A 15,052-nucleotide genomic window follows, 5' to 3' on the forward strand; every position below is an offset into this window, starting at 1 on the left:
CTCCGAAATTGAAATGTCAGCTGCGGGCCCAAGCGCCGCGTATAATATCTGCGGCTTTTTCCGCGATCATAATGGTGGGTGCGTTGGTATTCCCGCCAATCAGCCGGGGCATGACCGACGCGTCAACCACACGTAGCCCCTGCAGCCCGTGCACCCGAAGCGAAGGATCGACCACCGACAACGGATCGGTGCCCATCTTACAGGTGCCAACCGGATGATAAATCGTATCCGCCCGCGCGCGAATATGCTGCTCCAAGGCCGCGTCATCCGGTTCACCGTTTATGAACAGTTCCCTGTGTACATAGCCCGCCAGAGGCTCTGCCGCCATGATCTGCCGCGTTTTGCGCACACCCTTGATCAGCACGGCCAGATCCTCTGGATCGGCAAGGAACTGCGGATCAATTCGGGGGGCGGCCTTGGGATCAGCACTGTTGAGGCCAACAGAGCCGCGAGACTTCGGCCTAAGCACACAGATATGACAGCTGAACCCATGCCCCATGTGCAGCTTGCGCGCGTGGTCGTCGACAATTGAGATGACGAAATGCAGCTGTACATCAGCCCGCTTCTTATTGGGGTCGGTTTTCAGAAACGCTGCCCCTTCGGCAAAGGGCGTGGCGATCATGCCGCGACCGGTCTTGCGCCAGTTCCAGATATGGCGCAGCAGCGAAACACTGCCGGGCAAGGAGATGCCAAAATTGTCCCGATCCCGTGACTTATAGGCCAGCGTAAAATCGAGATGATCCTGCAGATTCTGGCCAACTCCCGGCAGCTCGTGCACCATATCGATCCCATGCGGGCATATGTCGTCGGGACGGCCAACACCAGACAGTTGCAGCAGCTGGGGTGAATTGAACGCCCCACCGCTCAGGATCACTTCGCGGCGCGCGCGCACCATAAGCGCGCGACCACCCTGACTATAGTGCACCCCAACTGCCCGCTTGCCCTCGAACGCAACAGAGGACGCCTGCGCGCGGGTGATCACCCTAAGATTTGGGCGGTCCATGACCGGATGTAGATAGGCCGCTGCAGCCGAGCACCGCTCGCCATTGCGATCATCCCGGTGAAACTGCGTCACCTGATAGTGGCCGATGCCTTCGTTATCGCCGGAGTTGAAATCCTCACGGTGCCGGATTTGCAGGGACTGCCCGGCCTTCACGAAGGCGTCTGTGATCGGGCGCGGCGATTTCTGATTGCTGACCTGAAGCGGACCAGCCGCGCCGTGCAATGCATCATCACCACATTCGTTGTTTTCAGATTTTCGGAAATAGGGCAGTACCGATTGCCAATCCCACCCCTCACATCCCAACGCCGCCCACTCGTCATAGTCTTTGGAATGGCCGCGAATATAGAGCATCGCGTTGATCGCGCTGGATCCACCCAACCCCTTGCCACGTGGCTGATAGCCCCGCCGCCCGTTCAGGCCCGGCTGTGGCACCGTCTCATAGGCCCAATTGTTGATCTTTGGCCGTCCGGGCAGCATGGCGACAACCGCGGCCGGGGCTCGGACCAACAAACCATCACCGCGCCCGCCCGCCTCCAGCAGGCAAACCGTCACATCGGGATCTTCGCTCAGTCGGGACGCCAGCGTTGACCCCGCTGAGCCACCGCCAACGATCACATAGTCCGCCTCCATCACGACCTCCCCGCATCTACCGTACCAGCAGCTCTCCCCGGCTGCCGACAGATCAGCGCCGCTTTTGTTAGAACTGTCCACTCTGACGGTACGTCATCGCGCACGCGGAGCGGGTGGACAAAGGTCGGTCTTGAAAAAGGAAAACTGGTGCCGCTGAAGGGACTCGAACCCCCGACCCCATCATTACGAATGACGTGCTCTACCATCTGAGCTACAGCGGCGACCCGTGCAGGTTAGACCCGCAAAAGTCTGTGCGGCGCGCTCTAACATCAGCGCACCGCCTGGAAAAGATCTATTTTATGCTTTGGGTTTTGGCATCCCCGCCACCCGTATCAGGACCCTGGGGCAGTGTTTCGCCCACGTCAGAAACGGAGGTATCCTCCTCCTCCAACAACTCCACCTCTGGAATATCGGAGGCATCCGGGCCTGCTGCGCCCTCAGGCGTGCCGGTAATCAGTGGCAGAACCTGCGCACCTGTAGCACCAACGATCTCCGGGGCCTCCGGACGGCGCCAGCTGAGGGTATCAAAGCTGGCACAGTTTTCGCAGACCGGCGCCCATTCAGCGTGGATGTGATTGCAGTTTCCACAAACCCACTGCGGCCCACGCGGCGCATTCAACGCCCGTGCCAGCCAGCCCTGGATTACCGCATCACTGGCGCCCTCACCCTTTTCGATCGCCGCCATCAGGGTCAACGCACGCGCATCCGGCTCGCGTTCAACCAGATCGCCCAGCGCACGGCGCGCCTCTGGGAAATCCTCGGCCACAATGTGCAGTTCGGCCATCACCAAACGGGTCTCATCGTGCTGCGGCGCAAGACGTGACAATTGGGCAAACCGTTTCACCCGCTCCTGTGCGGTTTCAGTCGGCTCAACCTCTGCAAAGGCGTGGGCCAGATCAGGGTGCGGCTGCGCCTCCCAGGCTTTCTTCAGCACCCGGATCGCATACCGTTTCTTGTCGCGGGCCAGATATGCCCGCGCCGCCATGGCTGCAGCCGGAACCAAATCCGGCGAAAGCCGGTTCGCTTCAATCGCCTGTTCCTGCTGCTCGACCGTCGCGCCCTCTTTGACGATCGCTCTGGAGGCCGACAGGGCCAGCACAGCATCGCGACGCTTGTAGACATCACGTGGCAGGGTGCCAGTCTTCAGCTTGGTGGTCAGCGTCTTGCGGGCACCGGCCCAATCCTGCGCCCGTGCCTGAAGCGTCAGAAGGGTATCCTGCACCTCCTCGTGCTTGGGCCGCAGGCTAAGCGCCTTCTCCGCCAGTTGGCGTGCGGTGTCAGTATCCCCTTCAGATAGTTTTTGCTTCATGATGCCTCGGACACCAACAAAGCGGGTCGACTGGTTACTCACCAGGCGTTTGTAAGCCTCAGCCGCCTTTTTTGTGTCTCCGGCCAGCTCTGCTGCCTGCGCGGTCAGCAAATCCGTCAGTTCCGGCTTTTCCAGATATTTCTCCGCCCGCGCAGCCTTGGCCATAGCCAGACGCCCCTCACCGGAGGCCAGCGCCATCAGGCCGTCAGAGAGCGCCTGATAGCCCTTCCGCTCGCGGCCCTTGTCAAAATAGCGCGAAATCGCGGTTTCATCACCGTTTAGGAACCGCAGCGTCGCCAGTAACAAAGACAACAGTTTGAACAGGACCCAGACTACAAACACCAGAATGGCCAGCGCGATTACCGACTGCAGTGCACTCAGGGTGTATTCGGTACCGGCGACCGTGATCTGAACGCCCCCTGCCGTCTCCGTCAGCAAAGCAGCACCAAAGGCAAGCACCGCCACGATGGCGACGAATACGAGAATCTTCAACAACGACCAGAGCATGGCAGCTTCCTTATTTGGCGTTCAGGCTTTGGGCCAGTTCATTCACGGCAGCAACAGCGGCCAGACGGGCACGCGCAGCGGCCTCCCAATCGGCCAGCGGTGCACGGGCGGTTTCCGGCAGAGCCTGCAACTCGGTCAGGGCTCCTTGTAGATCGCCGCTCTGCACGGCGGCTTCGGCGCGCGAAAGCACCGCATCGGGATCATCTCCATCACGCGGGGATACCGAACGTGCGCCCAGCTGACGCTGCACATAGGCCGCAATGCCGCCTGTTCCTTTGGTTGCCTGACGGGCTGAAGCAAGGGCATCACGCGCAGCCGGGGCAAAACCATCGCGCAGGCTTGCACGCGTGCTGACGCCTGCCTCTGCGGAACCGGTCAACGCCTCTGGCACAGTCACGCCAACGGCCTGCAGTTCTTCGATCATACCGCCAAAGCTGGTGCCCGCATCAATCGATGACCGCAGACGGGCGACGATCGTCTGTGCGCTGGCGATACGTGCGGCTTCGGCGCTAGCGGCGTCCATCGCCCGCGCCTCCTCCACCATCTTTTCCACCTCGGCGCGTTGCGCCGCGAGGCTGTCCTGAAGCTTGCTCAATTCCGCCTCGAATGCGGCAACGGCAGCCGGGCTGGCAGCATCAGTGATGGGGCGGCTCTCCAGAGCATCCACTCGGGCTGCCAATGTCTCAATCGCCCCTGCCAATTCATCAGATCCGGTCGCCGTCTCACTGGACCGCAGGGAGGCAACCTCCCTTGTCAACGTATCTATCTGCTGCGTGAGCGGCGCGATATCCGGGGCAATATCAGCGGCGACCCGGCCTTCCAGATCGGCGATCTGGGCGCTGAGGCTTTCCTTCAGCTTCTCCAGCGCGGCCGCATCAACGGGCGCTGCACTGCGCCAAGAGGGTGGCATAAAATCATTCAGCACATTTGACTGTCCCGCCACAAAGCCAAGCCCGGCGGCAACGATTCCCCCAAGGAGAGCGGCTCCAAAACCACCACGTTTTTCAACAACACGCTCGACCTCATGGACCGATGCCGCAGCGGCAGGCGGGCTATCAACTGTTTGGTCCCCCGACGCGTTTTCAGCGCTCTTGGCCTCAGCTGTCTCGATTGGATCGAGATCAGCGTCCCCTTGCGCACCATCGTCATCCGACACATTGGAGACTGCATCCTCTTCGGCAGGCAGGGGATCCGTGTTGTCCGGGTCGTTCAAGTCCGCCACAGCAGCCGTATCGGATGTATCATCATCTTCAACAATCAAGCCGTCAGAAACCGCGTCACCGGCGGTTGTGTCGTCGACGTCCGGTTTGGAGACAGACGTCTGGCTCTCTTCTGCCTGCGTCTCATCGGATGTTTTCTTGTCAGCCACGCCGACGTCCCCCTCGATTCTCAAAATCTCTTAACACCAACTCAGCAATAAACTTACTGTGCCGATGGCCCACCCTCAACCCGCGCCAGACTAGCTGCGGCATCACGCACCAGTGTACGCATTGCCGTCACAGTTGGAGACTTACATATCTGTAAGTCTTTGCATTTCAAGCCTTTCAGAGGATCTGCAACCGCCTTGCTGAATGCGATAAGATGTAGCTCTGCGCAATATGGCGCCAATTTGACAAATTGCTGAGCGGTACGCGGTGAGAAAAGCGGCACGATCAGCGACGCTTGCGCATCCATCGCGATCCGCACCTCACTATCATAAGGCAGCAAGATCTGATCATAGATCACATGTTCCCGGCAATTGATCCCTACCAAGCGAAGCCGCTCGACAATGTCGCCGCGGCTATGGACGCCGCGAAGATGGGTCAAAGGACCTGTAGGTGGGACGTCGGTCAAGGTCTGAACCAGCGCGTCAGCGTCCAGACCACAGCAAATCGCCCGCCACCCTTTCGCAGCTGCGGCCTGCGTTGTGCGCTGCCCGACGCAATAAGCGTTCTGCCCCGTAACCGGCGCAGTCGAATACCGCACCCCATTCGCAGATGAGAAGATCGCATCCCCCGAAAAAAGCCCATGTTCAGAAGGATCAGATGGCGGGTTCAGCGGGGTTGTCCTGATTAACGGGGCGTAGATCACCTGCAAAGTCGCTCGGGTCGATGCGGGCAAGTCTTCGACAAATCGCTCTGCCGCCACACGAGGGCGCGTCATCAATAGGCCGACCATCACACGCCCCTCGGGATTGTTCGCCACTGTCATAGGTGGTAGCCCCGGCAGAGACAGGATGCAACGGTAACACCATGGAACAAAGCCTCACCCTTCTGGGATTGGAAAGCAGCTGCGATGATACGGCAGCTGCCGTGGTCCGCCAGTCTGGGCAAGGCCCGGCGGAGGTGCTCTCCTCCATCGTGTTTGGCCAGACCGAACTCCACAGCGCCTTCGGCGGTGTGGTGCCGGAAATCGCAGCCCGTGCCCACGCCGAAAAGCTCGATCATTGCGTCCGCGATGCGCTGGCCGCGGCCGATCTGCGCTTGCAGGATATGGATGCCATTGCCGTCACCGCTGGTCCCGGACTGATTGGCGGCGTGATTTCTGGTGTGATGTGTGCCAAGGGGTTGGCGGCCGCAACCGGGCTACCTCTGATCGGCGTCAACCACCTGGCCGGACATGCCCTCACCCCCCGGCTGACGGATGCGGTGCCATATCCCTATCTGATGCTGTTGGTCTCAGGCGGGCATTGTCAGTACCTGATTGTTCGGGGACCCGATGATTTCAAACGGCTTGGTGGAACAATCGACGATGCCCCCGGCGAGGCCTTTGACAAGACCGCCCGCCTATTGGGCCTGCCGCAACCCGGCGGCCCCTCGGTGCAGAAGGAAGCCGAAAGCGGTGATCCGCGCCGTTTCCGCTTTCCCCGTCCGCTCTTGGACCGTCCAGATTGCAACCTATCATTCTCTGGCCTGAAAACCGCACTGATGCGCATGCGGGATCAGGTGATGGCCGAAAAGGGCGGTCTGACACGGCAGGACCGCGCCGATCTCTGTGCCGGTTTTCAGGCTGCTGTTGCCGACGTCCTGGCAGAGAAAACACGCCGTGCAATTCGGCGCTACCTTGAGGAAGTCCCGACCACCCGCACCGTTGCTGTCGCAGGTGGCGTCGCGGCGAATACCGCCATTCGTGCTGTGTTAGAGACGGTTTGCACTGAGGTTGATGCTCAATTCGTCGCTCCGCCTCTGGCGCTTTGCACGGATAATGCCGCGATGATCGCCTATGCCGGGCTTGAACGATTCCGCAGTGGGGAGCAGGACGGCATGGAGCTCTCCGCCCGGCCCCGCTGGCCACTGGATCAGAGCAGCCCCGCCATGTTGGGCAGCGGCAAGAAAGGCGCCAAAGCATGAGTGTTTCAGTGCTTGGATCCGGCGCGTTTGGCACGGCGCTGGCAATTTCGCTCGCAGGCAATGGCCCGGTTACTCTATGGGCACGGGATGCTGATCAGGCGCGCGATATGCGGGCGACCCGTCGCAATACCAGACGCCTGCCCGGCGCCGATCTGCCCGAGACACTGACCGTGACCAGCGACCTAGAGCGTGCCACGCAGGCTGATACCATATTGCTCTCCGTGCCGATGCAGACACTACGGGATTTTGTCTTCACCCACGCTGATCTGCTGCGCAACCGGGCTCTTGTAGCCTGCTGCAAAGGCATTGAACTCGAGACCGGTCAGGGTCCGCTGGCGGTTCTCCACGCCTGCCTTCCGAAGGCTCGGACGGCCTTGTTGACTGGCCCGAGTTTCGCCGCCGACATCGCGAAAGGCCTGCCAACGGCGTTGACGCTGGCCTGTCGTGACCCGGAGACAGGTGCGCAATTGCAGCAGCAGCTGACCACGAAAAACCTGCGGCTCTATCGTACTACGGACACAAATGGTGCGGAAATCGGCGGTGCTCTGAAGAACGTCATGGCGATTGCCTGCGGTGCCGTTATTGGCGCTGGACTCGGCGACAGCGCCCGCGCCGCGCTGATGACCCGTGGTTATGCCGAGATGCAGCGCATGGCACTGGCGTCTGGCGCACAGCCCGATACGCTGGCAGGTCTCTCCGGTTTTGGCGATCTCACTCTGACCTGCAGCTCGGAGCTGTCGAGGAACTACCGTCTCGGACTGGCGATCGGGCGGAACGAGACTTTTGACCCCAGCATCACGGTTGAAGGCGCCGCCACGGCGCGTGCTGTCCATGCCGAGGCCCAGACCCGAAATCTGGACATGCCTATCACCGCCATTGTCGTGGCTCTGCTCGATCAGCGCTTGACGATTGCCGACGCCACCGCTCAACTGCTTGCAAGACCATTGAAAGAGGAATGACATGCTGATTGCCCTGATCGCGCGCGATAAACCCGATCATTTGCAGACCCGGATGGACAACCGGGCGGCGCATCTTGCGTATATTGAGGAAACCAATGTCGTGGCGCAGGCCGGTCCCTTGCTGGACCAGGATGGCGGCATGGTTGGCTCACTGATCATCCTTGATGTCGAAGATATGGCCGCCGGTCAGTCCTGGGCCGACAACGACCCCTACGCCAAAGTCGGCCTGTTTGAGGCGGTTGAGCTGATCACCTGGAAGAAAGTCGTCGGCTGATGGCGTACTGGCTGTTCAAATCCGAGCCATCCACCTGGAGCTGGGCTGACCAGCAAGCCAAGGGCGAGACGGGTGAGGAATGGGACGGTGTGCGCAACTATCAGGCGCGCAATTTCATGCGTGAAATGAAGATTGGAGATCGCGGATTTTTCTATCATTCGATGAAGGAAAAATCCTTGGTCGGGATCGTTGAAATCTGCGCTGATGTCCACCAGGACAGCACCACAGACGATCCCCGCTGGGAATGCGTTGACATCAAAGCGGTGCGCAGCTTTGCTGTCCCGGTCACTCTCGATCAGATCAAGGGCGACCCCCGTCTTGAGAATATGGTTCTGGTGAAGAACTCCCGGCTATCAGTGCAGCCTGTCACCGCAGAGGAATGGGCCCATATCTGCGCGTTAGGGAAGACAGATCCCGATTGATCTGACAAAATTCTCTCACTGATGCTGGTTTCAGGGAGAGTTCAATGGAAATTCTGAATGTTATCGCCGCGGCTATCGCCGGCTTTGTTCTGGGCGCAGTCTGGTATGGTTTGCTTGCTGAACCCTGGATGCAAGCGGCAAAAGTGCCGCGTGATGAGAATGGGAAACCTGCGGGCGGACAGACGCCAGCTGTGTTTATCGCGACTTTTGGTCTGCAAATTGTCGTGGCTGGTATGATGCGCCATGTCTTCGCGCTCTCAGGTATCGATACCGTCGGTGGCGGTCTGGTCAGCGGTCTGGGCGTGGGACTATTTTTCATCACGCCGTGGATCATGATCAACAACCTATACGGTGTTAGACCATTGCGTTTGTCGGTGATCGACGGTGGCTACGCGACGCTTGCCTGTGGCGCCATCGGTGTGGTTCTGACGCTATTCTAAGACGTGCGGCCAACAGCGGACGTCGCAATACAGGCAATGCAAATAGAAAAGGGAAGATCCGAGCATATGCCAGGATCTTCCCTTTCACCCCACGTGCTCCAATTCCACCACACGTGTTCGTAAATCTGTGATCCTGGCCATCCTGGCCGGTATATAGACGATAGGCTGGTCAGTGGTGATTCCGCAAAGGCAATACAGGTAAAATGCAACACATGTACAACCTGAGACTGTTCCCTTGCGCTGCAGCGCACTCTGAAACCCACAGGATCACGGACACGTTTTCGGTGTTTCGGCGGCTGAATAGCACAGGCCAAAACGCCCACCGGATGAGTCCGACGGGCGTTGGTTGTCGACATTTTGACTGATTGATCAACCGTATACGGCTTCTTTTCCGAAGTGCTTGACCAGCATATAGTAGACAACGGCGCGATATTTATTCCGCTCCGATTTACCGTAGGTTTCGATCACGCTGTCAATCGAAGACATCAGCTCAGGCCCATCAGACAGGCCTAGCTTTTTGATCAGGAAGTTGTTTTTGACGGTTTCCAGTTCCGCCGGCTGACTGGCCGCCACAGTCGATGCATCAGCATCGTAAATCGCCGGACCACAGCCGATGGTGACCTTTGTGAGCAGATCCATGTCCGGTTCCATGCCACATTTGGTTTTCAGATCATTTGCATATTGCTCGATCAGATCGTCGCGTTTTCCCAAAATTCTCTCTCCCATGTTACTCAGCGGAACTATTGTTATCGCCAGGCTCAACGCCTGATCGGTTCTTATTCCAACAGCTTATCCGCAGAACGGAACAGGGCAACTGGGAATTTCTGCGGCCACCTCTCATTTCTGGGAATACACCCCCGCTACCCCTTGACCAAATGCAAAAAGGCGCCCCCGCGAGAGGGGCACCATTCTATTCGGTTGGCACCTGGATCAGATGCCAGATCAAAAGATCAGAGCGTCATTATACGCTGTTGCCGATCAGGCGGTCATCCTGCAAAGGCTTGATCATATCTTCGTCGATCTCAGGCATAGAACGCAGCGCCGCTTCAGTGCGGGTATTCAGCTTCAGCTGACCGTTGCGGGTGAAATCCATGTCGGACAGCGGAACGGCAACAGTGTATTCGTTCATACCAAGAAAGCCGCCAACACCAATAACTCCTGCGAGTTTGCCATCCTGCTCAATCACATAGTCGATTTCACCTACGTCCTTACCGGTAGCGGAAAATACGTTCTTCCCAACCAGATCGGCGACGGTCATCTCGTTCAGGGGCGGCAGTGGTTTACCCGCCGCGTCCGAGCTGTCGTATTCGCCGCGCGGGATGGTGGTGGAAGCGTCAGAACTTGCATTGACGTTTACATCGCCATCCGCAGGCATCTCGTCGTTCACGGTCTCAACGCCGCTGTCGACCTTATATTCACCACGTGGAATTGTCGTGCCTTCGGTGGTGTCAAGCGACGCGCCGCTTGTGATGTCTTGACCGCCAACAGTCTCGATCTCGGTGTCCGACTTGCTCTCGCCGCGCGGTACGGAAGTGCCCGCCTGGGCAATCCCTGCGCCCGCCATCAGTGCAGCAGCAGTAACACCAGCCAGAATACGGGTCTTGGTTTTCAGTTCGGTCATGTCGTTTTCTCCTTCGCTTGAAGTACGCCAACCAAACGTCACCAACCTTGCAGACGTTCCAGGATTTTCGTGGAATTTCGCACCTAAATTTTTGGAACTTCTGTATGGGGGGTGCGTTGCGCGTCCGCGTCACGCGCTTAGGTCAATCCAGTCAAAAGGCAATGGAAATACAGTCACATAACCGAAAACACCCCGCCAATGGCGGGGTGTCGCTTTGGTCACTCGCCTGCGCAGTTGCACAGGTAGAATGATGATCAATACCGGTAGTGCTCAGGCTTGAACGGACCTTCCGGTGTGACGCCGATATAGGCGGCCTGCTCAGGCGCCAGCTTCGACAGTTTTACACCGATCCGCTCCAGATGCAGGCGGGCGACTTTCTCGTCCAGGTGCTTGGGCAGAATGTAGACATCGTTTTTATAGGTTTCACCACGGGTCCACAGCTCAATCTGGGCCAGAACCTGATTGGTGAAAGAGGCCGACATCACAAACGACGGGTGCCCGGTTGCATTGCCAAGGTTCAACAGGCGACCTTCGGAGAGCAGGATCAGACGGTTGCCCGAGGGCATCTCGATCATGTCGACCTGATCCTTGATGTTGGTCCACTTGTGGTTCTTGAGGTTGGCGACCTGGATTTCATTGTCGAAATGGCCAATGTTGCCAACGATCGCCATATCCTTCATCTCGCGCATATGCTCGATGCGGATGACATCCTTGTTGCCAGTCGTGGTGATGAAGATATCGGCGCTGTCGACAACATCCTCCAGCAACACCACCTCGAACCCGTCCATGGCCGCTTGCAGGGCGCAGATCGGGTCAACTTCGGTCACCTTGACCCGAGCGCCAGCACCACGCAGCGAAGCGGCAGAGCCTTTGCCCACGTCACCATAACCGCATACAACGGCGACCTTGCCCGCCATCATGGTGTCGGTAGCGCGGCGGATGCCATCGACCAGCGATTCCTTACAGCCATATTTGTTGTCGAACTTCGACTTGGTGACCGAATCGTTCACGTTGATCGCCGGGAAGGGCAGCTGACCCTCTTTCACCAGTTCGTACAGGCGATGGACCCCTGTGGTGGTCTCCTCAGAAACGCCCTTGATCGCGTCGCGGGTCTTGGTGAACCAGCCCGGGCTTTCGGCCATACGCTTTTTGATCTGGTTAAAGATCGCCTCTTCCTCTTCCGAGGTGGGGACTTCGATCAGATCCGTCTCACCCGCTTCTACGCGCGCACCCAGCAACACATAGAGGGTGGCATCACCACCGTCGTCCAGAATGAGGTTAGCACCTTCGGGGAACTGGAACGAGCGGTCCAGATAATCCCAATGTTCGACAAGGGTCTGCCCCTTGATCGCAAACACGGGCGTTCCGCCAGCGGCGATGGCAGCTGCGGCGTGATCCTGTGTCGAGAAGATGTTGCAGGAGGCCCAGCGTACATCCGCGCCCAGCGCTACCAGCGTTTCGATCAGAACTGCGGTCTGAATGGTCATGTGAAGCGACCCGACGATCCGGGACCCTTTCAGCGGCTTGCTCTCGCCGTATTCGTCCCGCAGGGCCATCAGCCCCGGCATTTCTGTCTCAGCGATATCGAGTTCCTTGCGGCCAAACTCGGCCAGCGCGATGTCCTTGACGATATAATCCCCGGGCATTGCGTGCTCCATTCCGGTTACATTTTGTCTACCGCAGCAGGTAACACCGCAATGGTTTATAAGCAACGAAGATGCCCCAAGAGCGCCGGGGCGCGGTGACCAGCGGTCATGCGCCCCGGCCTTCCCAACGGTCCGGGGGGACAGGTCAGCTGGGTGTGCCTTGCGGCTCGGGGTCATCCGTCACTTGGAAAAACCCCGTACCGGAGGCCACTACACAGCTGAGCCCGTTGGGATGGGAAACCAGCACCGTGAAGGTACCAGTTGTTGCAGAAGCCCAGAATTCAATCACGGTGGACACAGGCTGGCTGGATTGCAGCCCGCCAGCAGTCAGCCGTTCCGCATATGAGGATTGCAGGCGATCCACAAGGTGATCGCGGGGACTGCAGCCAGCAGCAAGCACCGGCGGCGCAGTCGCAAGCATCCCAAAGATAAGCGAAGTGCAGGCAAGACGTTTAAACATGGCAGTATCCTTTCGTGTGCATCTCAGCGACAAAAGGGGCTTGCCAGAGGAGCAAGAGCCCCTGTCGTACCTATAAATATGGGGCCTTGGCGTGGCGTTATCAAATGCCGAGCGCTCAACTGTTTGTGGTGATCCGCGTGATCGGGCCGGGGCAACCAGCCATATTATCTGAGAAACCGCACCGCTGATCACCGCCAACAGCGCAGCAGGCAATTGCACGACCTCCCCTCACCAGCTAGTCAGAAGGCGCCGTCAACAAGAAGGGACAGACCATGCCCCCCAAACCTCCGCGCGCTTGGCAACGGATGCTCTCCGGACGTCGGCTGGACCTGCTTGACCCGACTCCGGTTGACGTCGAGATTGAGGATATCGCCCACGGTCTGGCCTTCGTGGCGCGCTGGAACGGCCAGACCATTGGCGATTTTGCCTATTCTGTCGCTGAGCACTCGCTGTTGGTGGAAACGATTTACGGTCGCCTCAATCCCAAGGCGCCAGTCCGATGGCACTTGGCCGCACTGCTCCATGACGCACCGGAATATGTCATTGGGGACATGATCTCGCCCGTGAAAAACGCGGTTGGCCCCAGCTATGGTGAGTTGGATCAGCGGCTGACCGCCGCCATTCACATCCGCTTTGGCCTGCCTGCAACCCTGCCCAAGACGGTCAAGGCGCAGATCAAGAAAGCGGACCGGATCAGCGCATGGATGGAAGCAGTCGAAATTGCCGGGTTTTCCCGTGAGGAAGCCGACCGCCTGTTTGGGAAACCGGATCAAAAGCTGCTGGACGGTCTCTCCATCCGCCTGCGCCCCCCGGTCGAGGTGCGCAAGGACTACGTTACCCGCCACGCCAATCTCCTGGCGCAGCTCTGATCTCAAGAAAAAAGCCTCTCCAAGTTCAGGAGAGGCTCTGGCCTTATTTGGGACTGCGTTTGGCGAGGATCCGCTGCAATGTGCGCCGGTGCATATTTAGCCGCCGAGCGGTCTCAGAAACATTGCGGTCGCAAAGCTCATAAACCCGCTGAATATGCTCCCAACGGACACGATCCGCACTCATCGGGTTTTCCGGCGGGGGTGGCAGCTCTTCCTCATTGGCGAGCAGCGCGTTCATAATGTCCGACGCATCTGCCGGCTTTGACAGGTAATCTGTCGCACCGATTTTCACTGCGGCGACGGCGGTCGCAATCGCACCATAGCCGGTCAGAACAACAACGCGACTGTCAGGGCGACGTTCCCGCAGGATCTCCACAACATCCAGACCATTGCCATCTTCAAGCCTTAGATCCACCACCGCAAAGGCGGGCGGACGCGCTGTGGCAATCGCACTGCCTGCCGCAACGGAGCCAGCTGTTTCAACCTCAAAACCACGTTTTTCCATGGCTTTGGCCAGGCGCCGCAGAAAGGGCTCGTCGTCATCGACCAGCAAAAGTGTCTTGTCTGGTCCTATCTCCTGCATAGCAGCTTCGCCCATACTGTCGGTCCCCCGCAATGTCGTCAGGTCGTGAGGCTTGATATTACGTCTCACCCCGGAAACGTCAAACCTTCATCCAGGTTACAGATTTTCCAGGAAGCAACTGACCTTATCGGCGATTTGCTCCGAAGTCTCATCGCGGCGGAAGAATTCAACAAACCCCTGTTCTGGCAAAACCAGATAAGAAAAGGTCGAATGATCAACAAGATAGTAGTCTTCATCACCATCCTGTTTCTTGTAATAGGTCTTATAGGCACGGCTGGCCGCTTTGACCTGCTCATGCGATCCGGTGAGTCCGATCATACGCTCATGCAGATTGGCCGCGAAGTCGCCAACCACTTCGGGCGTATCGCGATCCGGATCGATAGAGATGAAAACCGGCGTCACATCCTGCCCACGCTCATCCAGCAGGTCGATGGCCTCAGCGTTGCGCGCGACATCCAGCGGGCAAACATCGGGGCAGAAAGTATAGCCGAAATACACCAGTGACGGCTTGGTGATCACATCCTTCTCAGTCACGGTTTCACCCTTGGCGTTCAACAACTCAAACGGGCCGCCAATGGTATCAGAGCCGCCGGCGATCTGGCTGGCGCGGCATTGCGCGAAATCATCATCCGCACCGCCACCTCGCGTGGCAAACCAGGCGCCGCCCACCAGGGCAGCAACAACAACGGCAGCAAGGATAGCGTAGAGACGGGTCATGAGATCACACTTTGCGCAAGGAATAGATTTATCGACAGGCTGCGCCAGACCTACCAAGAATTTCAGGCGATGCAACGGGCGGAGCGACGCAACCGCCACGCATCAACCAGACCGGGTCATGGCGATCCTGCGCGGGGTCGGACCTATCGCAGGCCACCCCCCAATGACCAGACGGACAAAACAGCGCAGCCGGGGTTGATCAGCAGGTTTTCGAGCCAGAGAAAGGCCCGTTAACCTGCTGATCAATTGTCTGTGACCGCCAGGAATGCGAGACTACCGCGAC

16 protein-coding genes and 1 tRNA gene are annotated in these 15,052 nt (G+C 58.7%); 6 read left to right on the forward strand and 11 right to left on the reverse strand.

All coding sequences use genetic code 11. The annotated features are described in order from the left end of the window. Positions 1–16: 16 nt before the first annotated feature. The 5 genes from INHI_RS0116295 to INHI_RS0116315 form a co-directional block, all read right to left on the reverse strand. Entirely contained in the window at positions 17–1,633 is a 1,617-nt protein-coding gene (locus INHI_RS0116295) for a GMC family oxidoreductase (protein ID WP_027248300.1), read from the reverse strand. A 145-nt stretch (positions 1,634–1,778) separates the two neighbouring features. Next, positions 1,779–1,854: transfer RNA gene (locus tag INHI_RS0116300), tRNA-Thr, on the reverse strand. 71 nt (positions 1,855–1,925) lie between these two features. Further along, positions 1,926–3,449: a heme biosynthesis protein HemY gene (locus INHI_RS0116305; protein ID WP_027248301.1), complete on the reverse strand. Its 1,524-nt coding sequence runs from the start codon at positions 3,447–3,449 to the stop codon at positions 1,926–1,928. A 10-nt stretch (positions 3,450–3,459) separates the two neighbouring features. Then, on the reverse strand, positions 3,460–4,818 hold the full coding sequence (locus INHI_RS0116310) for a COG4223 family protein (RefSeq protein ID WP_254656897.1): 1,359 nt from the start codon (positions 4,816–4,818) through the stop codon (positions 3,460–3,462). 53 nt (positions 4,819–4,871) lie between these two features. Next, positions 4,872–5,639 carry a uroporphyrinogen-III synthase gene (locus INHI_RS0116315; RefSeq protein ID WP_027248303.1) on the reverse strand — a complete coding sequence of 256 codons (768 nt, stop codon included), beginning with the start codon at positions 5,637–5,639 and terminating at the stop codon, positions 4,872–4,874. Positions 5,640–5,680: 41 nt separating this feature from the next. On the opposite strand from INHI_RS0116315, the gene tsaD reads away from it, so the two are divergent. From tsaD to INHI_RS0116340, 5 genes are read left to right on the forward strand one after another with little or no spacing between them, the layout of a single operon-like run. Next, positions 5,681–6,778 (forward strand): tRNA (adenosine(37)-N6)-threonylcarbamoyltransferase complex transferase subunit TsaD, encoded by a 1,098-nt coding sequence (gene tsaD / locus INHI_RS0116320; protein ID WP_027248304.1) that lies wholly within the window; start codon positions 5,681–5,683, stop codon positions 6,776–6,778. Next, a complete protein-coding gene (locus INHI_RS0116325; RefSeq protein ID WP_027248305.1) occupies positions 6,775–7,737 on the forward strand; it encodes an NAD(P)H-dependent glycerol-3-phosphate dehydrogenase in 963 nt (320 codons plus the stop codon). The genes tsaD and INHI_RS0116325 overlap by 4 nt, the downstream gene beginning before the upstream one ends. A 1-nt stretch (position 7,738) precedes the next feature. Continuing rightward, positions 7,739–8,011, forward strand: a complete 273-nt coding sequence (locus tag INHI_RS0116330; RefSeq protein ID WP_027248306.1) for a YciI family protein — start codon at positions 7,739–7,741, stop codon at positions 8,009–8,011. After that, positions 8,011–8,433: an EVE domain-containing protein gene (locus INHI_RS0116335; RefSeq protein WP_027248307.1), complete on the forward strand. Its 423-nt coding sequence runs from the start codon at positions 8,011–8,013 to the stop codon at positions 8,431–8,433. The genes INHI_RS0116330 and INHI_RS0116335 overlap by 1 nt, the downstream gene beginning before the upstream one ends. 44 nt (positions 8,434–8,477) lie before the next feature. Beyond that, positions 8,478–8,873 (forward strand): DUF1761 domain-containing protein, encoded by a 396-nt coding sequence (locus INHI_RS0116340; RefSeq protein WP_014876429.1) that lies wholly within the window; start codon positions 8,478–8,480, stop codon positions 8,871–8,873. Positions 8,874–9,242: 369 nt separating this feature from the next. On the opposite strand, the gene INHI_RS0116345 is transcribed toward INHI_RS0116340, so the two are convergent. The 4 genes from INHI_RS0116345 to INHI_RS0116360 all read right to left on the reverse strand — a co-directional run bounded on the left by INHI_RS0116345 (position 9,243) and on the right by INHI_RS0116360 (position 12,600). Beyond that, positions 9,243–9,584 (reverse strand): DUF2853 family protein, encoded by a 342-nt coding sequence (locus tag INHI_RS0116345; RefSeq protein ID WP_014876428.1) that lies wholly within the window; start codon positions 9,582–9,584, stop codon positions 9,243–9,245. A 250-nt stretch (positions 9,585–9,834) separates the two neighbouring features. Continuing rightward, positions 9,835–10,494, reverse strand: a complete 660-nt coding sequence (locus INHI_RS0116350) for a PRC-barrel domain-containing protein (protein ID WP_014881560.1) — start codon at positions 10,492–10,494, stop codon at positions 9,835–9,837. 254 nt (positions 10,495–10,748) lie between these two features. Continuing rightward, on the reverse strand, positions 10,749–12,140 hold the full coding sequence (gene ahcY / locus INHI_RS0116355; RefSeq protein WP_014881559.1) for an adenosylhomocysteinase: 1,392 nt from the start codon (positions 12,138–12,140) through the stop codon (positions 10,749–10,751). Between the two features lie 145 nt (positions 12,141–12,285). Continuing rightward, a complete protein-coding gene (locus tag INHI_RS0116360; protein WP_027248308.1) occupies positions 12,286–12,600 on the reverse strand; it encodes a hypothetical protein in 315 nt (104 codons plus the stop codon). Between the two features lie 272 nt (positions 12,601–12,872). Between INHI_RS0116360 and INHI_RS0116365 the strand changes: the two genes are divergently transcribed. Continuing rightward, entirely contained in the window at positions 12,873–13,469 is a 597-nt protein-coding gene (locus tag INHI_RS0116365) for an HD domain-containing protein (RefSeq protein WP_014881557.1), read from the forward strand. Positions 13,470–13,512: 43 nt separating this feature from the next. Here the strand turns inward: INHI_RS0116365 and INHI_RS0116370 are convergent, their stop codons facing one another. Further along, entirely contained in the window at positions 13,513–14,067 is a 555-nt protein-coding gene (locus INHI_RS0116370) for an ActR/PrrA/RegA family redox response regulator transcription factor (protein ID WP_014876423.1), read from the reverse strand. A gap of 81 nt (positions 14,068–14,148) precedes the next feature. After that, on the reverse strand, positions 14,149–14,769 hold the full coding sequence (locus INHI_RS0116375; protein WP_027248309.1) for an SCO family protein: 621 nt from the start codon (positions 14,767–14,769) through the stop codon (positions 14,149–14,151). Positions 14,770–15,052: the final 283 nt, after the last annotated feature.

Source organism: Phaeobacter inhibens DSM 16374, assembly GCF_000473105.1.
In the GTDB taxonomy this organism is placed as follows: Bacteria; Pseudomonadota; Alphaproteobacteria; order Rhodobacterales; family Rhodobacteraceae; genus Phaeobacter; species Phaeobacter inhibens.